The sequence below is a fragment of the Nonomuraea maritima genome (assembly GCF_900100395.1).
Lineage (GTDB): Bacteria > Actinomycetota > Actinomycetes > Streptosporangiales > Streptosporangiaceae > Nonomuraea > Nonomuraea maritima.
In genome coordinates, this window is sequence record NZ_FNFB01000004.1 from 238,293 (window position 1) to 260,130 (window position 21,838).

Here is a 21,838-nt window from a genome sequence, read left to right on the forward strand (position 1 = left end):
CCCTGGCCCACCCTCGAGGCCCTGAACAGGTCGCCCCGGGCACACGGCCCGGGCATCGCCGGCAGGTCTTCGGGCTTGCGGGCATGCTCGGATGGCACCTACTGGCCGTCGCTTCCCGGATCTCTCCAGTGCATGTGACGGCGGTCGTTCCCGCTCACCGCTGCGGGGCAGCCCCGGAATCTCACCGGGTTCCCTTTTGCTCCGCCTCCAGGAGGCGAACCAGCGACGTCGAGGATCCTACATCTAGTGGCCGTTCCCGCAACTACCCCAGCATGTTGTGGCTTTGGTGGAGTTGATGAGCCCCAGATCGTGCAGGATGCCGCGCGTGCGGGACACCTCGGTGCCGAGCCAGCGCTCGAAGTCGTCGCCGACGAGCGGCAGCGGCAGCCAGCCGTCCTCCCGGCAGGCGGCCTCCCAGCCGGGCTGCCGGAGCACGTGGTCGCACATGCGCAGGGCCCACTCGCGGCCGGCCTCGCCCATGTCGTCGGGACCGAACGCGGCCACCCAGTTCGTGAAGTCGACGCGCACGCCCGACTCGAGCAGGGTGGGCGCGTCCAGCCCCGGCATCCGCCGGGCGGACGACACCGCGAGCGCCCGCACCCGTCCTCTGCCGATGTTGAACCGCCACTGCGAGTACGGCCCCGCGGCGGCGGCCGCCTTCCCGGCCAGCAGCGCGGTGGCGGCCTCGGTGGCGCTGGGGTAGCCGGTGTAGTCGACCTGCCGGGTGTCGGCGCCGAGGCCCTTGGCGATGAGGCCGAACAGCAGGTGGTCGGGCTCGCCCTGCGGTCCGCCGGTCAGCAGCGTCTGCCCGGGACGGGCGAGCAGCTGCGCGCCGAGGTCCTCGAAGTCCTGCAGCGGCGAGCCGGTGGGCACGACGATCACATCGACCTCGCCGCTGAGCCGGGCGATGGGGGTGGTCACGCCCGCCACGCCCTGGCCGTCGTTGAGCTCGGCGGCCGACAGCGCGGGCAGGCCGAGCACGGTGAGCGGGGTGCCGGTGCCGGACGCCTGGAACCCGGCCGTGCGGGCCAGGCTGCCGAACGCGCGGGCGACGCGGGCGTAGCGCTGCTCGAAGGGGTGGACGGAGAACCGCGTGCGCAGCGCGGCCACGCTCGCCGGGACCCGTTCCGCGCCGCATCCCGCCAGCACTCCGGCGACCAGCCCCAGCCCGCAGCCCAGCAGGTGGCGGCGGCGTATGTACGTGTCCCTCGAATTCACCATGACGCTTGGCTCTTAACCCATTACGCCATGCTCCACACCTGCCCCAGTGTCAACGATCAGAATCCATATTCTGGGCGATTTATCAGGTTATTCGGGTTTATATGGCTTCTTTCCGACGCCTGCCATCAGCGATGAGGGAAGCGCCCAGTCACCCACGAGCTTCGGCCGGTCAGGACGCCAGTCGACCGCCTGGACGAGCCCCGGCGGCTCCAGCGGGAAGTCGCCGAAGAACGCGCGGATCTCGGCGGGCGTCCGGTCGGCGCCGCGCCCTCTGGAGGAGCCGCGCGGGGCGCCGCGCGGCCGTTCCCCGTCGCCCAGCCGGCCCATCGTCGTGGCGTGGCAGATCACCAGGAAGCTGCCCGGCGCCATCCGCTCGCGCAGCACCGCGACCGCCCGCTGCGGGTCGGCCGAGTCGGGCAGGAAGTGCAGGATCGACACCAGCAGCACGCCGACCGGCTCGCTCAGATCGACGAACTCGCCGGCCTGGGCCAGCACCCCGTCGGGATCGAGCAGGTCGGCCAGCACCACCCGGGCCGCGCCACCGCGCCCCGATCCTGACGGACCGGGGCGCAGCAGGTAGTCGGCGTGCTCGGCGACGACCGGGTCGTGGTCGACGTAGACCACCCTGGCCCCGGGCGCGACCTCGTGCGTGCTGCCCTGGGTCGGCAGCCCGCTGCCGAGGTCGAGGAACTGCCGGACCCCGGCACGGACGACGTAGCGTACGGCACGCTGGAGGAAGGCCCGGTTGGCGCGGGCCAGCGGGACCGCCTCCGGGATCAGCTCGGCGAGCTGATCGATGGCCTGGCGGTCGACCGCGTAGTTGTCCTTCCCGCCGAGCATGTAGTCGTACATGCGGGCCGGATGAGGCCGTTGCTGGTCGAACTGCCGCACATATCGAATTTATGCGGTCAGCAGCGCAATAACACTACCCCGGAGGGATTGTTGCCGAAATAGACTGAATTACTCGACTGTAACGCTCTTGGCCAGATTGCGCGGCTTGTCCACGTCGCGGCCGAGCGCGACGGCCGCGTGGTACGCGAAGAGCTGCAGCGGGATCGTCAGCAGGATCGGGTCGAGCTCGATCTCGTTCTTCGGAATGACGATCACGTCGTCGGCCAGCTTGGCGGCGGGCTCGCGATGGCCCACCATGAGCACCTGGCCGCCGCGGGCGCGGATCTCGCCGAGCGTGGTGAGGTTCTTGTCGAGCAGCTCGTCGTCGGGGACGATCGCGACCGTCGGCATGTCGGGGCCGATCAGCGCGAGCGGGCCGTGCTTGAGCTCGCTCGCCGGATACGCCTCGGCGTGGACGTACGAGATCTCCTTGAGCTTCTGGGCGCCCTCGCGGGCCACCGGGTAGCCGCGCACGCGGCCGACGAACATCATGCCGGCGTTCTTGGCGTACTTCTGCGCCAGTTCGGCGATCTTGTCGCCCTGGGCGAGGATCTCCCCGATCTGCCCGGGCAGCCGGCGCAGGCCCTCCACGATGCGCCGCCCGTCGGCCGGCGACAGGTCGCGCACGCGTCCGAGGTGCAGCGCGAGCAGCGCGAACGCCACCGCGGTCGAGGTGAACGCCTTGGTCGAGGCCACCGAGACCTCGGGCCCCGCGTGCAGGTAGATGCCGCCGTCGACCTCGCGCGCGATGGCGCTGCCGACCGCGTTCACGATGCCGATGACCCGGCCGCCCTTGCGCTTCAGTTCCTGCACGGCGGCGAGCGTGTCGTACGTCTCGCCCGACTGGCTGATGGCGACGTAGAGGGTGTCGGGGTCGACCACGGGGTTGCGGTAGCGGAACTCGCTGGCGGGCTCGGCATCGGACGGGATGCGCGCCAGCTCCTCGATGAGCTGCGCGCCGATCTGCCCCGAGTAGTACGCCGACCCGCAGCCGATGATCTTCACCCGGCGGAACGAGCGTGTCTCGCGGGCGTCCATGTTGAGGCCGCCGAGGTGGGCGACGTGGAAGCGCTCGTCGAGCCGGCCGCTCATGGTGCGGGTGATGGTCTCGGGCTGCTCGGAGATCTCCTTGAGCAGGTAGTGCTCGTAGCCGCCGGTGTCGTAGTGGCCCGCGTCCCAGTCGACGGTCAGCGGCTCCTTGGCCGTCTCGCGCGCGTCGCTGGAGAAGGTGTGGAAGCCGTCGGCCTTGAGCACCGCCAGCTCACCGTCCTCCAGGTGGACGACCTGGCGGGTGTAGCGGACGAGGGCGGCCACGTCGGAGGCGGCGAACATCTCCTTCTCGCCGATGCCGAGCACGATCGGGCTGCCGTTGCGCGCCACGACCACCTCGCCCGGCCGCTCGGCGTCGATCACCGCGATGCCGTACGTGCCCACGACGCTCTTGAGGGTCTTCCTGACCGCCTCCTCCAGCGTCTCGTTGTCGTCGACCGCCTGGGCGATCAGGTGGGCCAGCACCTCGGTGTCGGTCTCGGAGACGAACACCACGCCGTCGGCCTCGAGCTTGGCGCGCAACTCGGCGGCGTTCTCGATGATGCCGTTGTGGACGACAGCGATGCGCTCGTCGCCCGACAGGTGGGGGTGGGCGTTGACGTCGCTCGGCACGCCGTGCGTGGCCCATCGGGTGTGGCCGATGCCGAGGCCGCCCTTGAACCTGGTCGGCACCACCTTGGCCAGGTCAGCCACCCTGCCCTTGACCTTGCGTACCTTGAGGCCCTTGTTGGACACCACGACACCGGCCGAGTCGTAGCCCCGGTACTCGAGCCGCTGCAGCCCCTCCAGCAGGATGGGCGCCGCGTCCTTGGGGCCGACGTAGGCCACGATTCCGCACATCGAGGTCTCCTCTATCCGTAGACGATGCGTCGTAGTTGTCTCAGCGACAGCTCGGGCGCGGCCACCCGGCGACCGCGTAACTCGGCGGCGATCCTCGGAAAGATTTCGTCGTTGGTGAAGCCGTGCCGCTTCAGCTCCCCGTGACGGCGACGGACGAACTCCTCCGTGGTCTCGGAGAAGTACGCCAGCACGTCGGCCACCACGCGAGCGGCCTCTCCTGGGCCGAGCGGGCTCGTGCTCGTGAGATGGGCGATGAGGTCTTCGTACGGATGCCGTGCCGTGGACACAGACGAGGACCTTACGGCTCGGGATCGAGATACGGCAACGTTCTGCCCGAAATCGGGCAGGATTAACGATGTTTGACGCTCGGCTGACCCGTCCAAGGTAGTGAGCGTCATCAGTAGTCATACCCATACAAACCGACCCAAAGCGCCATATTTCGGCATCTAGTGCACGGGCGATCTGCCAGATCACTTCCGTAACATGCGTACCGTCTGACACATCCCTTTCCTGGGAATGGTTACCCAGCGTAGTCATTCGTGACGTTCCTGGGGGAGATGTCATGCACCTCTGGCTCGCCGCCGTCATGGCGGCCGGCGTACTCACCGCACCCGCCGTCGAGCCGCGCGACTCCGGTGCGCCGCCTCCGTCGGGCGTGGCGCGCGGCCCGAGCAGGCAGGCCGACTTCGCCTCCGCCGCCCGCGCGTACGGGGTCCCGGAGAGCGTGCTGCTCGGCGTCTCGTACCTGCAGTCACGGTGGGACGCGAACGGCGGCCGGCCCAGCACGGCGGGCGGCTACGGGCCCATGCACCTGGTCGACGCGTTCCCCGCCGATTCCCACGCGCACGGGCACCACATCGGCGACGCCCTCGGCGACCCGCGCGGCGACGACGCCCGGCCGATGGCGCTCACCCTCACCGACCTCACGCCCGCCGGCAATTCGGCCCTGCGCCTCGCGGCCCCGGCGTACCGCACGACCCTGCCCGAGGCCGGGCACCTCACCGGCCTGCCCGCCGACCGCCTGCGCACCGATCCGTCGGCGAACATCCACGCCGGCGCGGCCCTGCTCGCCTCGTACCACAAGGGGTCCGGCGCGGACCCGGCCGACTGGTACGACGCCGTGGCGGCGTACGCGGGCACCGACGACCCGGCCGCCGCCCGGGCGTTCGCCGACGAGGTGTTCTCCGTCATGCGGGAAGGCGTGACGCGCCGCACCGACGACGGGCACCTCGTCCGGCTTGCCCCGGTACCCGGCCTGCTCCGCCCCGCCTCGGCCGGCCACGGGCCCCCAGAACTCGACCCCGCCCACCGGCCTCCGGAGCACGACCCCGGCCTCGAACCCGGCGCCGACGGCCGGCCGGACAACGGCCCCGACTCACGCTCCGGCTCCGGGGACGAGGCCGGCTGGTCGGCCGGCGAGGACCCCGGCGCCCCCTGGGCGTCCGGCCCCGAAGAAGATCCCGGTGGCGGATACTGGACGCCCGGCCACGAGGAACGGGCGGAGACGCCCCGGTCAGCCGCCGGATCAAAAGCCGCAGAACACGGCAAGGCGGAGTGCCCGGCGTCCCTGCACTGCGAGTGGATGCCGGCCGCCCACCAACGCTGGGGCAAGAAGGGCCACCGCGACTACGGCAACCACGACCGCCTGGCCCGCGAACGCTCGGTCGACTACATCGTCATCCACGACACCGAGGGCACCTACCAGGGCATCCCGTCCATGGTGCGCAACCCCAAGTACGTGAGCTGGCACTACACGATCCGCTCCCGCGACGGACATGTCGCCCAGCACGTACGGACGAACGACATCGCCTGGCACGCCGGCAACTGGGACGTCAACACCCGCTCCATCGGCATCGAGCACGAGGGCTACCTGGCCAAGGGCGGCACCTGGTACACCGAGGCGATGTACCGGGCCTCGGCGAAGCTGGTCAAGTACCTGGCCGCCAAGTACGACATCCCGCTCGACCGGGCCCACATCCTGGGCCACGACAACGTGCCGGGAACGACCGCGCAGACCGTCTCCGGCATGCACGACGACCCGGGACCGTACTGGGACTGGGCCCACTACTTCGAGCTCATGGGCAAGCCGTTCCGTGCCGCCAAGGGCGGCGACTCGGTGCTCATCCTGCCGTCGTACAACGCCAACCGCCCGCGCTTCACCGGCTGCGAGGGCGCCGGCAAACGCTGCCCGCCGCACGGGGCCTCGACGGTCTGGCTGCACAAGTCGCCCAGCCACAAGTCGCCGCTCGTCCTCGACGTCGGCAAGCACGGCGGCAAGCCGAGCACCCACAGCGTGTACGACCACGCCGCCCGCGCCTCCGCGGGACAGCGCTTCGCGGTCGCCGAGCGGCGCGGCGACTGGACGGCCATCTGGTACCTCGGCCAGAAGGCGTGGTTCCACAACCCCCCGGGCCGGCCGACCGCCGTCCCTGCCAAGGGCACCGTCGTCACGCCGGTCTCGGACGACGTGAAGGTGTACGGGCGCGCGTACCCGGAGCGGTCCGCGTACAAGAGCGCCGCCTACCAGCGGCTCGCGCCGTTGCAGTACCGGATCGCGCCCGGACAGGAGTACACCGTCGGCCTCACCGTCACCGGCTCGCACTACTCCGCGAACGCCTTCGACCCGTCCAAGCACGTCACGACCACGGGCACGACCCGCTACCACCAGATCCAGCTGGGTCATCGGGTCATGTTCGTCATGGCGAAGGACGTGCGATTCCTGCACTGAATTTGGCGCCCTCGGACGCTCGATGCGCACAGGCACTCCCGGGAGACGATATGGTTTTCCCGTGGCCCGGCGCGGGAAGCGTCCGAGGGCAACACGCGGAAGTGGCTCAGGGGTAGAGCATCACCTTGCCAAGGTGAGGGTCGCGGGTTCGAATCCCGTCTTCCGCTCGGAGCACAACTCCTGGTGGAGTGGCCGAGAGGCGAGGCAGCGGCCTGCAAAGCCGTCTACACGGGTTCAAATCCCGTCTCCACCTCGGTGACCATCGGATCCCCAGGATCCGGTAATGTAAGAACAACGCCATGCGGAAGTGGCTCAGGGGTAGAGCATCACCTTGCCAAGGTGAGGGTCGCGGGTTCGAATCCCGTCTTCCGCTCTGAGTAACAACTCAATACGGACGATTAGCTCAGCGGGAGAGCGCTTCCCTGACACGGAAGAGGTCACTGGTTCAATCCCAGTATCGTCCACCACAACGACCCCGGTCCTTCACCAAAAGGCCGGGGTCCTTTGTTTGCCACCAGTCCTGCTCCGCGCGTGGGGGCCCGGCCTGCTCTGCGTGTGGGAGCCCCGGCCAGCTCTGCCTGTGGGAGCCCCGGCCAGCTCTGCCTGTGGAGCCCGGGACTGCTCTGCGTGTGGGCCCCGGGACTGGTCTGCGTGTGGGCCCCGGGACTGGTCTGCGTGTGGGAGCCCCGGCCAGCTCTGCCTGTGGAGCCCGGGACTGCTCTGCATGCGGGGCCCGGCCTGCGCTGGGTGTGGGGCCCGGTGCGGTGGCCGCTGTGCCTGGGGCGAGACACCTCGGGCGGGTGCCGGCGCGCAGGGGCGCCCGGTGCGAGAACTGCAGGGTCAGGTCGCGGACAGCATGGCCAGGTGAGCGGCGCGTCAGCAGCCGAGGCCGATGCTGTCGTCCGCAGCGAAGTCGCAGATGAGCCGCCACCCCGGCCGCACCCCGCCCCGTGACGCCACCCGGTCCTCCGGCCGCACCCCCGCCCCGCTGACGCGACCCGCTCCCCCCCCAGCCAGCACCCCCGCCCCGCCGTGCTGACGCGTCCCGCTGCCCCGGGGCGCCCACCGCGCCGCAGCAGCACCTGCATCCCGGCCGCTCCGCACGGTGGTGAGCGCCGACAGCGCAGCCCGTCCCTAGCGCTTGGTATAGCCATGAACGCGGTTCCAAGGTGCGTCGCACAGCCGGATCCCTTTACATTGTAGATCAGCAGCACTCCAGGCGGCGCGGCATGCCTCCTCCCGGCCGTCACGCCCGCCGCGCGGATGGCACCTCCAGCGGCCCGTCCGGCACCAGAGCGGACCCGCGCGGGGCCGCCCGCTCGCCCGTGCGGGGCTGCCCGCCCTCCCCGCCGAAAACAGGCCCATCGGTACGGAACCGCGAGCCCCCGTGCATGAGATGGGTGAAATGTCCTTAATGAGAAGTGTTGGTAGCTCTACGGACATAACCGGTAGCTCTGCGGGTAGCGCCGTGGCAACTGACCTCGGGGGAGGAAACCGTGGATATCAACATAGGCCAAGGCCTGACGGACGTCTTTCGGCAGATAGCGACGTTCGTGCCGAGGCTCGTGGCGTTCCTGGTGATTCTCGTCATCGGGTGGATCATCGCCAAGCTGTTGGCCAAGATCGTCAACAAGGTGCTCGAACGGGTCGGTTTCGACCGGGCCGTGGAGCGCAGTGGCGTCCGGCACTGGCTGGAGCGGAGCAGGTACGACGCCAGCGACCTGCTTGCCAAGATCGTCTATTACGCGATCCTGCTGGTCACCCTGCAGATAGCGTTCAGCGTCTTCGGGCCGAACCCCATCTCGGCGCTGCTGACCGGTGTGGTGGCCTGGCTGCCGAAGGCCATCGTGGCGATCGTGATCATCGTGGTGGCCGGTGCCGTGGCCAAAGCTGTCCGCGACATCCTGCTCGGGATGCTCGGCGGTCTGTCGTACGGGCGCTGGGTCGCCACCGCCGCCTCCGTGTTCATCTGGGCGCTCGGCATCATCGCCGCGCTGAACCAGATCGGCATCGCGACGACGGTCACGACGCCTGTCCTGATCACGGTGCTCGCCACCGTCGGGGCCATCGCGGCGATCGGCATCGGCGGCGGGCTCGTCCGGCCGATGCAGCAGCGCTGGGAGCGCTGGCTGGGACGCATGGAGCAGGAGGCTCCGCAGGCCCGCGCGCACGCGGAGGCGTACCAGCGAGGCCGCGCGGACGCCCGCGCCATGGCGGCGGACGAGACCACCCGGACGACCCCCACGTCCGGCGGCGGCCCGGTCCGTTCCGACATGCCTCCCGGCTGACCGGCCGGAACGGCGGAACCGGCGCCCCGGCCCATGGCCCGCACACCAGGCGGGACCGGCCGGGGCGTCCGCACGTCCACGCCCACCCAGAACCGACCGCGCGTCGCGGTCCGCCGAGGCCGGCCGCGCGGCACGGACGGCGCGGCGCGGAAGTCAGGGGCCGGCGAAGTCGTCGAGGAGACGGAGTTCGCGGGTCAGCCAGCAGACCGCCGTCAGACGCAGCGAGGGGGCGTCGGGCTCACCGGTGAAGGACCAGCCGAGCCGCCGCAACTCGTCGACGAAGCCGAGCAGGTAGTCGCCCAGGGTCTCGCGGTCGAGCGGGATGGCGTCGCGCAGCCAGGCCGCGTGCTGGTCGACCGCGGCGACCAGAGCGGGGTCGCCGCCCATGCGCTCGAGGGCGGAGTCGCCCACCGCGTTCATCAGCCAGCGCAGCGGCGAAGCCGCCCATCCCTCCTCGAAGACCACCAATTCAGCCTAAAGCATTTGCCAAGGTCAGCGGCACTTCCCGCCCTAGAAGGGCAGTCCGACGTAGTTCTCCGCGAGGGTCGTCGCCGCCGCCTCCGACGAGGTGACGTAGTCGAGGTACGACAGCTGCAGCCGGCGCATGTAGGCGTCGTCGTCCTCGAAGGTGTGCAGCAGCGTCGTCATCCACCACGAGAAGTGCTGCGCCCGCCACACCCGCTTGAGACACGCCTCGGAGTAGCCGTCGAGCAGGTCGGTGGAGCCGTCCGCGAAGTAGGCGGCGAGTGCCTGGGTGAGCACCCGCACGTCGGCCACCGCGAGGTTGAGCCCCTTGGCGCCGGTGGGCGGCACGATGTGGGCGGCGTCCCCGGCGAGGTAGAGCTTGCCGTACTGCATCGGCTCGGCCACGAACGACCGCATGGGGGTGATGCCGCGTTCGGTGATCTCGCCCGTGGCGAGCGTGAAGCCGGGCACGCTCTCCAGCCGGATCCGCAGCTCCTCCCAGATGCGCTCGTCGGGCCAGTCCTCCAGCCGGGCGTCCGGCGGGACCTGCAGGTAGAAGCGGCTGACGGTGGGCGAGCGCATGCTGTGCAGGGCGAAACCGCGCTCGGTCCTGGTGTAGATCAGCTCCTCCGACGAGGGGGCCACGTCGGCCAGGATGCCGAGCCAGGCGAAGGGGTACTCCTTCTCGAAGACGGTGAGCACGTCCTCGGGGATGGACGGCCTGGACACACCGTGGAAGCCGTCGCAGCCGGCGATCACGTCGCAGTCGAGCCGCTCGCCGCCGAACGTCACGTACGGCTGCGACTCCAGGTCGTGCAGGGCCACGTCCTCGACCTCGAACCGGAGGTCGCCACCGGCCGCGAGCCGGGCGGCGATCAGGTCCTTGACGACCTCCTGCTGGCCGTAGACGGTGATGGCCCGTCCAGGGACGAGCTTCTCGAACGGGATGCGGTGGCCGGCGCCGCCGTAGCGCAGTTCGATGCCGTGGTGGGGCAGCCCCTCGCGCAGCATGCGCTCCCCCACGCCGGCCTCGATCAGGGTGTCCACCGTGCCCTGTTCGAGCACGCCGGCGCGGATGCGCCGCTCCACGTAGTCGCGGCTGCGCCGCTCAAGCACCACCGAGGAGATGCCGCGCAGGTGCAGCAAATGGGACAGGAGCAGCCCGGCGGGGCCCGCTCCGATGATCGCAACCTGAGTTCTCATAGGGGAAGTCTTGTGCCTCCGCGCGGCGTACGCCGAGACGGCCCTTCCACTGAGTGGAAGGATGGGCGCATGGCGGGCGGATCAGACTTACCCGGGCGGTCGGTGACCTCCAAGGTGCTGGCTCTGCTGGGCGCGTTCGACGCGGCACGTCCCGAGCTGACGCTGACGGAGCTGGCCAGGCGCGCCGGGGTGCCGCTGAGCACGGCGCACCGGCTGGTCGGTGAGCTGGAGGCGTGGGGTGCGCTGAGCCGCGGCCCCGACGGACGGCTGCGCGTGGGGCTGCGGCTGTGGGAGCTCGGGCAGCTCGCACCCGACCGGCTGCCGGAGTTCGCGCACCCGTGGCTGCAGGAGCTGTTCGCCTCCACCGGCGAGAACGTGCACCTCGCCGTCAGGGACGGCCTCGAGGTGCTGTACGTCGACAAGGTGTACGGCAGGCGGGCGGTGCCGATCGTGTCACGCATCGGGGCCCGGCTGCCGATGCACCCGACGGGCGTGGGCAAGGCGCTGCTCGCGTACGAGCCCGACTGGTTCGTCAAGGCGTACCTGGCCCGCCGGCTCGAACGGCCCACCCCGCACACGATCACCGAGCCGGGGCGGCTGGCCAGGGAGCTCGCCGCGGTGCGGGCGCAGGGCCACGCGCTGACGTACGAGGAGATGACGCTCGGCTCGTGCTCGGCGGCGGCGCCGGTCCTGGTGAACGGGCGGCCGGTGGCGGCGCTCGGCATCGTGGTGTCGTCGCGGCGCGCCCGCGAGCTGCCGCGCCTGGTCGACCCGCTGCGCAGCGCCGCCGCCGGCATCGCCGGGGCGTGCGCGGCCTACCTGTGAGTCACTCCCCCAGCCTCTGGATGCGGTCCTTGAACAGCGTGGTGGCGATGGCGGCCCGGTGCGGCTGTCCCTTGAGGAACGCCTGGGCGAAGCTCTTGGCCTGGTCGTAGGTGACCTTGCCGGGCATGGGGGGCTCGTTCGGGTCGACGTCGATGTCCACCAGCGCGGGGCCGTCGTGTTCGAGTGCCTGGCGGATCGCCGGGGCGACGTCGCCGGCCTCGGTGACCTTGGCACCGAACCCGCCGCACGCCCGCGCCCAGGCCGCGAAGTCGGCCTCGGGCGCGGCGAACCGGACCCCGTGCTCGGGGTAGCCGAGCACCATCTGCTCCCAGAGGATCTGGCCGAGCGAGTTGTTGTTGTTGATGACGACCTTGATCGGCAGCCGGTGCCGGACCGCGGTGAGGAACTCGGCCATGAGCATGGCGAACCCGCCGTCGCCGACGTAGGCGATGACCTGGCGGCCGGGGAAGGCGTGCTGCATGGCGATGGCGTACGGCAGTCCGTTCGCCATGGTGGCGAGCGTGCCGGACAGGTAGAAGCGGCGGTCGCCGCGGATCGTCCAGTGGCGGGCGGCCCAGGTGGCGACGGTGCCGCTGTCGCAGGCCAGGATGGCGTCGTCGGCGGCGAGCTCGTCGAGGACGGACACGGCGTACTGGGGGGCGACGGGATTGCGGCCGGGGTTCTCGAGGGACTTCATGTCGGCCCGCCACTTGCCCATCATTTTCTGATATTTCGTCAGATGGGGGCTGCCGTTGCGCCGCTTGAGCAGCGGCAACAGCGCCCGCAGCCCTTCCTTGGCGTCGCACACCACGGGCACGTCGGTCGGCACCCGCGCGCCCGCCCGCGTCGGGTCGGCCTCGAACTGGACCACCCGCGTCCGGTCGGGTTCGGGGAGGAACTTCGTGTACGGGAAGTTCGTCCCGATCATGAAGAGCACGTCGGCCTCGTCCATCAGCTCCTCGCTCGGACGGGTGCCGAGCAGCCCGATCCCGCCGGTCGTGTACGGCGAGTCGTCGGGGATGACCGCCTTGCCGAGCAGGGTCTTCACCACGGGCGCACCGAGGGCCTCGGCCACCGCCAGCACCTCGCCCCCGGCGTGCAGCGCGCCCTGCCCGACGAGCATGGCCGGGCGCTCGGCGTTGTTCAGCACCTCGGCCGCCCACTCCACGTCCTCCTGCCGGGGGATGCCGGACGGCTTCAGGTAGACCGGCGCCGTCTGCGGCAGCCGCGCGGGAGCCACGTGCCGGTACGGATCGGCCCCCGCCTCCGCCACCTGGAGGTCGTTCGGCAGCGTCAGGTGGGCGACCCCGCGCCGCGCGTACGCGGTCCTGATCGCGAGGTCCACGAGCGAGGGCAGCTGTCCAGGGTTGGTGATCACCATGTTGTACTCGGCCACGTCGGCGAACAGCTTGTCCAGGTGGACCTCCTGCTGGTAGCCGGTGCCCAGCACGGACGTCTCCTGCATGCCGGTGATGGCGAGCACGGGGACGTGGTCGAGTTTGGCGTCGTACAGGCCGTTGAGCAGGTGGATGCCGCCGGGCCCAGAGGTGGCCAGGCAGACGCCGACCCGCCCGGTGGCCTTGGCGTAGCCGGTGGCCATGAGGGCCGCGGCCTCCTCGTGGTGGACGAGGACGAACCGCACCCGGTCTCGGTGGCGGCGCAGTCCTTCCATGATGCCGTTGATGCCGTCACCGGGCAGGCCGAAGACGGTGTCGACACCCCAAGCGGCCAGCCGTTCGATCAGGGATTCCGCTGCGATTTTGGCCATGCCTGCGGCCCTACCCCGCGCCGTCCGCCCCAGACGCCGACCCCACGATTGGCGGACATTTCCTGAGATGGATGGGTAGGGGCCGGGCATGCGCATTCTGGTCACGGGAGCCACCGGCCTGCTGGGCTCCGCCCTGGTCCCGGCGCTGCTCAGGGCGGGTCACGAGGTGCGGGCGCTCAGCCGTTCCCGCCGGCACAGCAGCGAGAGCGTGGATTGGCGGGTGGGCGACCTCGTCTCGGGCGAGGGCGTGCGGGAGGCCGTACGCGACGTGGACGCCGTCGCCCATCTGGCCACGAGCGGCCGCCGGGGTCGCGGCGCCGTGGACGTGCCCGGCACCCGCGCGCTGGTGGTCCTGGCGCGCGCCGCCGGGGTGCCGTACCTGCTGCTCACCTCGATGGTCGGCGCCGACCGCGCGCCGTACGGGCACCTGAAGGACAAGCGGGAGGCAGAAGCCGTCGTCGCCGGGAGCGGTCTCGGATGGACGGTCCTGCGGGCCACCCCGTACCACCAGTGGCTGCACCGCAGGCTGAGCGCCCTGCGGTCGCTGCCCGTGCTGCCGGTCGACCGCTCGCTGCGCTGGCAGCCGGTGCACGCGGGCGAGGTCGCCACGCGGGTGACCGAGCTGCTCGGCGCGGGGCCCGCGGACGCGGCGGTCGAGTTCGGCGGCCCGCAGGTGATCGACACCGGCGAGCTGGTCGGCACGTGGCTGCTCACGCAGGGCCTGCGCCGCGCCGTCGTGCCCGTCCGCTACCCCGGCAGGCTGTACGCCGCGCAGCGCGCGGGCGAACTGCTCACCGACGCCCTGCCCAAGGGCGGGATCACCTGGCGCGACCACCTCACCCCCGAGCCCGCCCACGTCTTCGACGACGACTTCGCCTCCGAGCACACCGCCTCGCCCACCAGCCCGGCGACGCAACCGGAGGGAGACCCTGACCTGCACGTATACGGCGGCGACGAGGGGTACGAACGCCCGACACGAAGCTAGCCCGCTGTCCCCATTCATTACACTTCGCACACTTGTTGGGGCTCCAGGTGGTGCAGGACAATGTGGCCGGTGAACAAAGGCATCCCGCTGACCTCGGATTTCGCCAACGGTGGCGTCTCCTTCTGGTACCGGCAGATCGGCCTGCCCGCGCGGCGGCCGGCTCTTCCCGGCCCGCGTGACTACGACGTCGCCATCGTCGGCGGCGGCTACACGGGCCTGTGGACCGCGTACTACCTCAAGCAGGCCGATCCCGGCCTGCGCATCGCGATCCTCGAGAAGGAGTTCGCCGGCTTCGGCGCCTCGGGACGCAACGGCGGGTGGCTGTCGGCCGAGTTCGCCGGGTCGCGCAAGCGGCACGCCAAGGCGCGCGGCCGCCAGGCCATGATCGACCTGCAGCACGCGATGTTCCGGTCGGTGGACGAGGTCATCGAGGTGGCCAGGACCGAAGGCATCGACGCCGACATCCACAAGGGCGGTCTGTTCCACGTCGCGACCAACCCCGCCCAGCGCCGCCGCCTGCGCGCCGGCGTGGCCGACCTGCGTGCCTGGGGGTACGGCGAGGACGACATGCGCCTGCTCGGCCGCGACGAGCAGCGCGAGCGGCTGCAGGTCGCGGGGGCGCTGGAGGCGTCGTACTCGCCGCACGGCGCCCGCATCCAGCCGGCCAAGCTGGCCGTGGGGCTGGCGCGCGTGGTCGCCGGGATGGGCGTCGACATCTTCGAGGACACCACGGTGACCGAGATCCGGCCCCGGCAGGGCAGCGGCGCGGCGCAGGCGGTGACGACCAGGGAGATCGTCTCGGCCGACTACGTCATCCGCGCCACCGAGGGCTTCACCGCGAACCTGGCCGGGCAGCACCGGCAGTGGCTGCCGATGAACAGCTCGATGATCGTCACCGAGCCGCTGCCGCCCGACGTGTGGAAGCACATCGGCTGGCAGGGCAGCGAGCTGCTGGAGGACAACGCGCACGCCTACGTCTACGCCCAGCGGACCGCCGACGACCGGATCGCGATCGGCGGCCGTGGGGTGCCGTACCGGTTCGGGTCGCGTACGGACAGGCGCGGGGTCACGCAGCGGCAGACGGTGGAGCTGCTGTGGCGGATGCTGGTCAAGCTCTTCCCCGCGGCGTCGGAGGCGCGGCTGCAGCATGCCTGGTGCGGAGTGCTCGGCGTGCCCCGCGACTGGTGCTCGACCGTGCACCTCGACCACGCGAGCGGGCTGGGCTGGGCGGGCGGCTACGTGGGCAGCGGCGTCACCACGACGAACCTGGCCGGACGCACGCTGCGCGACCTGGTGCTGCGCCGCGACACCCCGCTGACCGAACTGCCGTGGGTGGGACGGCAGGTGCGCCAGTGGGAGCCCGAGCCGCTGCGCTGGACGGGCGTGCAGCTCATCTACGCGCTGTACCGGGCCGCCGACCGACGCGAGAACGAACGTGGCACCACGACGTCCGCGTACGCCCACCTCGCCGACCTGATCTCCGGCCGCTGACACCCCTCGGCCCGGCCCACGGGCCGAACGCCTCCGGCGTTCGCCGACCGGTTGCCCCGGTCACTCGGGGTCCGGGCCGGCCCAGGGGTTGTAGTCGACCTCCAGCGGCTCCTGGGCGGGGCGATCGGGCTCCGGGACGTGCTGGAGGTTGACGCGGATGCGGTACCACAGGCTGCTGCGCCCGCGCATGCCGTCGACCAGGACGTCGGCGGGCTCCAGCCGGGCGGCCACCTCGGGGTGGCGGGCCTTCCACCGTTCGAACCCGGCCATCGCCTCGTCCTTGTGCTTGGCCCTGGCGATCTCGATCACCGGCCTGGTCTGCCGCCTGCGCCCGGCGCCCTTGGGCGGCTTGGGCGCGGGCCCGAGCTCCTCGGCCAGCTCAAGCAGGCCGTCGAGCGAGCCGGGGTGCAGGTCGATGTCCTGCCACGGGTCGCCGCGCTCGGCGAGCCGCCGCGGCACCGTCGCGACGGTGAACGCCTCGGGCCGGCAGCCGGGCACTTCGTCCCAGGTCAGCGGGGTCGACACGCGGGCGTCGGGGACGGCGCGCACGGAGTAGGCGGAGGCGACCGTGCGGTCGTAGGCGTTCTGGTTGAAGTCGACGAAGACGCCGTGCCGTTCCTCTTTCCACCACCGGCTGGTGGCGAGGTCGGGCGCGCGCCGCTCGACCTCGCGCGCCACGGTCTCGGCCGCCTCGCGCACCTGCGCGTACGGCCACCGCCGCTCGATGCGGGCATAGACGTGGAACCCGCGCGAGCCGGACGTCTTGGGCCAGGCGACGAGCCCGTGGTCGGCCAGCACCTCGCGGGCGACCTGCGCCGTGGCCAGCACGTCGGACCAGGGGACGCCCGGCACCGGGTCGAGGTCGATGCGCAGCTCGTCGGGCCTGGTGAGGTCGTCGGAGCGGACGGGGTGCGGGTTGAGGTCGACGCAGCCGAGGTTGACCACCCACGCGAGCTGGGCGAGGTCGGTGCAGACGACCTCCTGCGCGCTGAGCCCCGAGCGGTAGCGCAGCTCGGCCACCTCGATCCAGGACGGCCGCCTGGCGGGGGCCCGCTTCTGGAAGAACGGCTCCTCCTCGATGCCGTGGGGGAACCGCTTGAGCACCATCGGCCGCCCGTGGACGCCGCGCAGCGCCGCCTCGCCCACGCTCAGGTAGTACTCGACCAGGTCGAGCTTGGTGAGCCCGAGCCGCGGGAAGACGACCTTGTCGGGGCTGGAGATGCGGACCTCGCGGCCGGCGACCTCGATGTCAGGCATACGGATCACGATACGGGTCGCGACCGACAGGACTCCGGATCCGGCCGCCTCCCCGTCGAAGCCGGACCGACAGGCCCCCGGGCCCGGCGGCCTACCCGTCGAAGCCGCCGTGCCGGCCCGCGCCACTGGCGAAGCGGGCGGCGCCGTCCGCGGCGCCGGGCAGCGAGGCCAGGCCGTGGCGCAGCTCGTTCCGCATCGCCTCGGCCTCGCTCAGCCCCTCCTGTTCCAGGGCCGACATGCGGTCGCCGCGCAGGCACGCCTGGGGGAAGCGGGCGAGCTCGCGCGCCAGTTCCTCGGCGTGCCGGCGCGCGGTGCCGGTGGGGACGAGCCGGTTGGCCAGCCCCCACGCGTACGCCTCGGGGCCCTCGACGGGGCGGCCGGTGAGGATCATGTCCATCGCCCGTGACGTACCGACGAGCCGCGGCAGGCGTACGGTGCCGCCGTCGACGAGCGGCACGCCCCACCTGCGGCAGAACACCCCGAACACCGCCGTCTCCTCGGCCACCCGCAGGTCGCACCACAGGGCGAGTTCGAGGCCGCCCGCGACCGCGTGCCCGGCCACGGCGGCGACGACCGGCTTGGACAGGCGCATCCGGGTGGGGCCCATCGGCCCGTCGCCGTCCTCGGCCACGCGGTTGTCGAGCGCCTTGAGGTCGGCCCCCGCGCAGAACGTGCCGCCCTCGCCCCACAGCACCGCCACTGCCGCCTCGGAGGCCTCGAAGTCGCGGAAGGCGTCGGCGAGAGCGGCGGCCGTCGCGCGGTCGACCGCGTTACGCGCCTCCGGCCTGCTGATCACCACCGTGGTCACGGGTCCGTCGCGCTCCACGCGTACGCTCATGCGGCCTCCTCGGGAGTGTGCCGAGCGTACAGTCGCCCGTCCGTCGCGGCCAGCGGGTTCTGTCGGTGGCGTCCGGCAGGATCGCCCGCATGGCACCTACCCCCCTCGCCGAGCTGTCCGAGGCCACCCGGTTGCGCTTCCAGATGGGCACGCTGCTGCCGGCCGCCTACCACCGCGACAAGGAGCGCGACCAGGTCGTGTCGCCGCGGTTCGGGCAGCCCCTGTTCACACCGGCGGCCTGCGCCGACCTGTTCCACGCGATGGTGCAGGGTCTGCAGCGGCGACGAGGAGCCGATCTGGCCCTGGCGGCCGGGGCGCTGGCGCGGTGTCCCGAGGGGGCGCCGGTCGATCAGCTGGCCGAGCCGGCGGGCGCACTGGTCAGGTTCGTCCTGGCCGACGAGCGGTCCGTCGACTCGTACGCGCTGCTGGCCGTGGCCGCACTCGCCGGGCTCGACACCGAGGCGGCCGAGCGGGTCGCCCGAGGGCTCGGGCCGATCGCCGACGCGGAGGTGGAGCTGCTGCTCGGCTGGGGCGCGACGGAGCGGGCGCTGTTCGCCGAGTTCGTAGCGACCTCCGACGATCGGCTGTTCAGGGGGTTCCCGCCCCTGCCGGACGCCATCGAGAGGATCGGCGACGCTCCGGCGTACGTCGCGTTCGCGCGGACGACCTTGGAGGCCGTCCACGCGCGGCTGGCCGACATCCACGCCGGGACGATCCCGTACCGGGCCGACAAGGCCTTCGACCGTAGCGAGAGCGCGACCGCCCGCCGGGCCGCGACGGTGGCGCTGCGGCGCGACGAGCCCTGGCTGCCCGAGCTGCTCGGCCCACTGCTGCGCAAGGCGGCGGTGGCCCCCACCCAGGCGAAGACGCTGCCGTCGCAGGGAATGCTGTTCGCCGTCGCCCACGCGACCGAGGCGTACCCGACGCCCGAGGCGGTCGTCGCACTGCGGACGGCGCGGGCGGCCACCCGGCACGCCGGGGTGCCCAAGCTGCTCGACCGCATGCTCAAGCGCATCGACGCGGCCCTGGCCAACCGGCTCGAGGTCGCCTACCGGGTGCCCGACGGGCGGGTGCGCCGGCAGCTGGGCGAGCACACCGCGGTGATCTCGACCGAGGGCGAGGTCGAGCTGTCGTGGTGGCACGGCGACAAGAGGCTGAAGTCGGTCCCGGCGGCGGTCAAACGCGACCACGGCGACGAGGTCAAACGGCTGCGCGAGCTCGCCAAGCAAGTCAAGCAGCAGCAGGCGACGCTCGTCAGGGCGCTGGAGGCCGGTTTCGCGAGCGAGGTCCCGCCGCCCTACCGCGCGCTGGCCGGCCAGCCGGTCGCCGACCGGCTGATCTGGGAGTTCGAGGTGTCACCCGGGCAGTGGCGGGCCGAGCTCGGGCTGGGTGTGCCCGACGTGCCGGTACGGCTGTGGCATCCGGCCCGCGCCTCGGTCGACGAGGTGCACGCCTGGCGGGAGACCGTGCACGAAGAAGAGCTGCGCCAGCCGTTCAAGCAGGCGTTCCGCGAGGTCTATCTGCTGACGCCGGCCGAGGAGGCGGCGGGGTTCGACTCCGCCCGGTTCGCCGGTCACATCGTCGACTATCACCGGCTCTACGCGCTGTTCAAGCAGCGCGGCTGGCAGGCGGGCTACCTGGGGCACTGGGACGGCGGGTACGACGGTGCGGCCCGGCGGGTCATGGCGGGCGGGCGGTGGCGGGCGTCGTTCTTCCACGATCTCGTCGAAGAGGGATACGCGTCCACCGACCGGGTGCACTTCCACCGCAAGACCGACGACGGGTGGCGGCCGGCGCGGCTGGCGGAGGTGCCGCCGCTGGTGTTCAGCGAGGCGATGCGCGACGTCGATCTGTTCGTGGCGGTCACCTCGGTCGCGACCGACCCCGAGTGGCTCGACCGGGGCGCCGCCGGCCTGCACGGCTACTGGCGCGCAGCGTCGGTCGGGGCGCTGGCGCCGACGGCCCAGGTGCGGCGCGACGCGCTGGCGCGGCTGCTGCCCCGCCTGACCGTCGCGGGCCGGTGCACGCTGACCGAGCGCTTCCTCGTGGTCCGCGGCGACCTGCGCACCTACAAGATCCACCTGGGGTCAGGCAACATCTTCATGGAGCCCAACGACGCCTACCTGTGCATCGTCGCGGGGCCCGCCCACCGCAGCCAGGTCTTCTTACCCTTCGAGGAGGACGGCATGCTGTCGGTCATCCTGTCGAAGGTGTTCCTGCTCGCCGCCGACGGCGCGATCACCGACCCGACCATCACCCGGCAGATTCAAGGGTGACCGCGCCGGCGAGCAGGTCGTCGAAGCGGTCGAGCTCCTCGGCCGGGCGGTCGATGCCGCGCAGCGGGCCCGGGTCGGAGAGGTGGGCGGCGGCGTAGAGCCGGGCCACGAGGGCCTTGCGGTCGGAGCCGAGCTCACGCTGCTCCCAGCCGGCCTGCTCCAGCAGCAGCGCGGCCGCGTACACGTCGGCCATGAGCTGGGCCAGCGGATACAACCGGGCCTCGGCCACCGTGTGGTCGAGCGCGGCCCAGGCGGTGACGGCCTTGCGCAGGTCGTCGATCCGGCCGCGGACGAGGTCGGCGGTGGCGTCGTCGCCGGCCGGCGCCTGGCCGGCGGCGGCCGTGAGGCGGTCGAGGAACGGCTCGTGGGCGTTCTCCCGCAGCATGGCGCGCCGCACGTCGAGGCAGAGGATGTGGTCGCCGCCCTCCCAGACGGGGTTGACCTGGGCGTCGCGCAGCAGCCTGGCCACCGGCCACTGTTCGATGTAGCCGTTGCCGCCGTGCACCTCGATCGCGTCGCTGGCCGCGGTCACCCCGAGCCGGGCGGCGCGCAGCTTGACCAGCGCGGGCGCGAGCCGGAGCCGGGGGCCGACGTGCCCGTCGAACACCAGCGCCTGGGCGGCCTCGACCTCGACGATCAGCTCGGCCAGTTTGCGGCGCATGAGCGGCTGCTCGATGAGCGGGCGGCCGAACGCCTCGCGGGCCCGGGCGTAGCAGATCGACTCGACCAGCGCCCGCCTGGCGACGCCGAGCCCCATCATGGCCACGCCCAGCCGCGAGCCGTTGGTGAGCTTCATCATCGTGCCGAGCCCGGAGCCGGAGCCCTGCCCGGCGAGCAGGAACGCCTCGGCGCCGGTGAACTCGACCTCGGCCGAGGCGACCGACCTGGTGCCGAGCTTGTCCTTCAGCCGCCGGATGCGCACGCCGTTGCGGCTGCCGTCGCGTCGCTCCCACAGCACGAGGAACGGCGCCACGGCCCCTTCCGGCAACCGGGCCAGCACCACGAAGGCCGAGCCGTTGGCGTTGGAGGCGAACCACTTGAACCCGGTCAGCCGCCAGGCGTCCCCGTCGGGCTCGGCCGCGGTCTCGAGCGCGGCCAGGTCGGAGCCGCCGGTCCGCTCGGTGAACATCTGAGCGGCTTCGCCGGAGTAATAGCCGTTCGCGAAGATCTCCCTGACCCGGTCGCGTACGTCCTCGGGGGCGTACTTCTCGGCGAGGGAGACCACCATGTCGCCGCCCGTGCCGAGCGCGCAGCCCATGCCGATGTCGGCCTGGTCGAGCAGGTACGTCCAGGCAGCGCTGAGCGCGGACGGGTCGGCTCCGTGGGCGCGGGCCTCCTCCGCGAACGAGGGGGCGGTGAAGTTGTCCGTCATGAGGGCCGCGCGGGCGGTCTCGAACGAGGGCGGCATGACGACCTGGCTGATGTCGCGGCCCCACTTGTCGTACTTCTCCAGGCGGGGCGGGTTGCGGTCGGTCTCCTCGGCGCACTCGGCGACGAGGCCGCCCATGAGGTCGCCCAGCCGGTCGAGGCGCGGCTCGGCCCAGGCGTACCCGGCGCCGAGGTGGCGCCGCATGAGCAGGCGCAGCGTCGGGTCGCAGCGCCACCAGTTGCGCCCGGCGGCGCCCTGGTAGCGCTCGGTGGCGTAGCGGTCGCTGCGGTCGAACGGTTCGATGAGGTACCGGCCCATACTCGCGAGTGTTACATATACTCGA

Annotated in this window: 16 protein-coding genes, 4 tRNA genes and 1 riboswitch; of the genes, 10 read left to right on the forward strand and 10 right to left on the reverse strand. The window is 71.9% G+C overall.

Annotated features, from left to right (window positions below; genetic code table 11):
• Positions 1–43 precede the first annotated feature (43 nt).
• Positions 44–239, reverse strand: a riboswitch (cobalamin riboswitch).
• A 4-nt stretch (positions 240–243) separates the two neighbouring features.
• The 4 genes from BLR04_RS09930 to BLR04_RS09945 all read right to left on the reverse strand — a co-directional run bounded on the left by BLR04_RS09930 (position 244) and on the right by BLR04_RS09945 (position 4,289).
• Positions 244–1,221, reverse strand: a complete 978-nt coding sequence (locus BLR04_RS09930; RefSeq protein WP_090761963.1) for a Bug family tripartite tricarboxylate transporter substrate binding protein — start codon at positions 1,219–1,221, stop codon at positions 244–246.
• An 87-nt stretch (positions 1,222–1,308) separates the two neighbouring features.
• Entirely contained in the window at positions 1,309–2,112 is an 804-nt protein-coding gene (locus tag BLR04_RS09935) for an SAM-dependent methyltransferase (protein WP_245740145.1), read from the reverse strand.
• A 69-nt stretch (positions 2,113–2,181) separates the two neighbouring features.
• Positions 2,182–4,002, reverse strand: coding sequence for a glutamine--fructose-6-phosphate transaminase (isomerizing) (glmS, locus tag BLR04_RS09940; RefSeq protein WP_090761965.1), 1,821 nt, complete (start codon positions 4,000–4,002; stop codon positions 2,182–2,184).
• 11 nt (positions 4,003–4,013) lie between these two features.
• Positions 4,014–4,289 (reverse strand): hypothetical protein, encoded by a 276-nt coding sequence (locus BLR04_RS09945; protein ID WP_090761968.1) that lies wholly within the window; start codon positions 4,287–4,289, stop codon positions 4,014–4,016.
• A gap of 275 nt (positions 4,290–4,564) precedes the next feature.
• Here BLR04_RS09945 and BLR04_RS41660 point away from each other — a divergent pair, with 275 nt between their 5' ends.
• The 6 genes from BLR04_RS41660 to BLR04_RS09975 all read left to right on the forward strand — a co-directional run bounded on the left by BLR04_RS41660 (position 4,565) and on the right by BLR04_RS09975 (position 9,018).
• Entirely contained in the window at positions 4,565–6,730 is a 2,166-nt protein-coding gene (locus BLR04_RS41660; RefSeq protein WP_245740146.1) for an N-acetylmuramoyl-L-alanine amidase, read from the forward strand.
• Positions 6,731–6,825: 95 nt separating this feature from the next.
• Positions 6,826–6,897 (forward strand) — tRNA-Gly (locus tag BLR04_RS09955).
• A gap of 15 nt (positions 6,898–6,912) precedes the next feature.
• A tRNA-Cys gene (locus tag BLR04_RS09960) sits at positions 6,913–6,983 on the forward strand.
• 48 nt (positions 6,984–7,031) lie between these two features.
• Positions 7,032–7,103: transfer RNA gene (locus BLR04_RS09965), tRNA-Gly, on the forward strand.
• A gap of 19 nt (positions 7,104–7,122) precedes the next feature.
• Positions 7,123–7,197: transfer RNA gene (locus BLR04_RS09970), tRNA-Val, on the forward strand.
• A 1,035-nt stretch (positions 7,198–8,232) separates the two neighbouring features.
• Complete coding sequence (locus BLR04_RS09975) at positions 8,233–9,018, forward strand: mechanosensitive ion channel family protein (protein WP_090762291.1); 786 nt, start codon at positions 8,233–8,235, stop codon at positions 9,016–9,018.
• A 153-nt stretch (positions 9,019–9,171) separates the two neighbouring features.
• On the opposite strand, the gene BLR04_RS09980 is transcribed toward BLR04_RS09975, so the two are convergent.
• The gene (locus BLR04_RS09980) at positions 9,172–9,483 is read right to left on the reverse strand and encodes a DUF6401 family natural product biosynthesis protein (RefSeq protein WP_143022001.1); all 312 of its coding nucleotides are present in this window, start codon (positions 9,481–9,483) and stop codon (positions 9,172–9,174) included.
• Positions 9,484–9,528: 45 nt separating this feature from the next.
• A complete protein-coding gene (pobA, locus tag BLR04_RS09985) occupies positions 9,529–10,686 on the reverse strand; it encodes a 4-hydroxybenzoate 3-monooxygenase (RefSeq protein ID WP_090761972.1) in 1,158 nt (385 codons plus the stop codon).
• 69 nt (positions 10,687–10,755) lie between these two features.
• On the opposite strand from pobA, the gene BLR04_RS09990 reads away from it, so the two are divergent.
• Positions 10,756–11,511, forward strand: a complete 756-nt coding sequence (locus BLR04_RS09990; protein ID WP_090761974.1) for an IclR family transcriptional regulator — start codon at positions 10,756–10,758, stop codon at positions 11,509–11,511.
• 1 nt (position 11,512) lies between these two features.
• Here the strand turns inward: BLR04_RS09990 and BLR04_RS09995 are convergent, their stop codons facing one another.
• Positions 11,513–13,279 (reverse strand): thiamine pyrophosphate-dependent enzyme, encoded by a 1,767-nt coding sequence (locus BLR04_RS09995; RefSeq protein ID WP_090761976.1) that lies wholly within the window; start codon positions 13,277–13,279, stop codon positions 11,513–11,515.
• An 88-nt stretch (positions 13,280–13,367) separates the two neighbouring features.
• Here BLR04_RS09995 and BLR04_RS10000 point away from each other — a divergent pair, with 88 nt between their 5' ends.
• Together BLR04_RS10000 and BLR04_RS10005 are read left to right on the forward strand one after the other, a co-directional pair.
• Positions 13,368–14,264 (forward strand): SDR family oxidoreductase, encoded by an 897-nt coding sequence (locus tag BLR04_RS10000; RefSeq protein ID WP_090761978.1) that lies wholly within the window; start codon positions 13,368–13,370, stop codon positions 14,262–14,264.
• Positions 14,265–14,333: 69 nt separating this feature from the next.
• Entirely contained in the window at positions 14,334–15,755 is a 1,422-nt protein-coding gene (locus BLR04_RS10005; RefSeq protein WP_245740147.1) for an NAD(P)/FAD-dependent oxidoreductase, read from the forward strand.
• Positions 15,756–15,815: 60 nt separating this feature from the next.
• Here the strand turns inward: BLR04_RS10005 and ligD are convergent, their stop codons facing one another.
• A complete protein-coding gene (gene ligD, locus BLR04_RS10010) occupies positions 15,816–17,012 on the reverse strand; it encodes a non-homologous end-joining DNA ligase (protein WP_090761982.1) in 1,197 nt (398 codons plus the stop codon).
• A gap of 91 nt (positions 17,013–17,103) precedes the next feature.
• Positions 17,104–17,850 carry a crotonase/enoyl-CoA hydratase family protein gene (locus BLR04_RS10015; RefSeq protein WP_090761984.1) on the reverse strand — a complete coding sequence of 249 codons (747 nt, stop codon included), beginning with the start codon at positions 17,848–17,850 and terminating at the stop codon, positions 17,104–17,106.
• An 89-nt stretch (positions 17,851–17,939) separates the two neighbouring features.
• Between BLR04_RS10015 and BLR04_RS10020 the strand changes: the two genes are divergently transcribed.
• Positions 17,940–20,126, forward strand: coding sequence for a DUF4132 domain-containing protein (locus BLR04_RS10020; protein WP_090761986.1), 2,187 nt, complete (start codon positions 17,940–17,942; stop codon positions 20,124–20,126).
• On the opposite strand, the gene BLR04_RS10025 is transcribed toward BLR04_RS10020, so the two are convergent.
• A complete protein-coding gene (locus BLR04_RS10025; RefSeq protein ID WP_090761988.1) occupies positions 20,104–21,813 on the reverse strand; it encodes an acyl-CoA dehydrogenase family protein in 1,710 nt (569 codons plus the stop codon). The two genes, BLR04_RS10020 and BLR04_RS10025, sit on opposite strands and share 23 nt — an antisense overlap.
• Between the last annotated feature and the right edge of the window lie 25 nt (positions 21,814–21,838).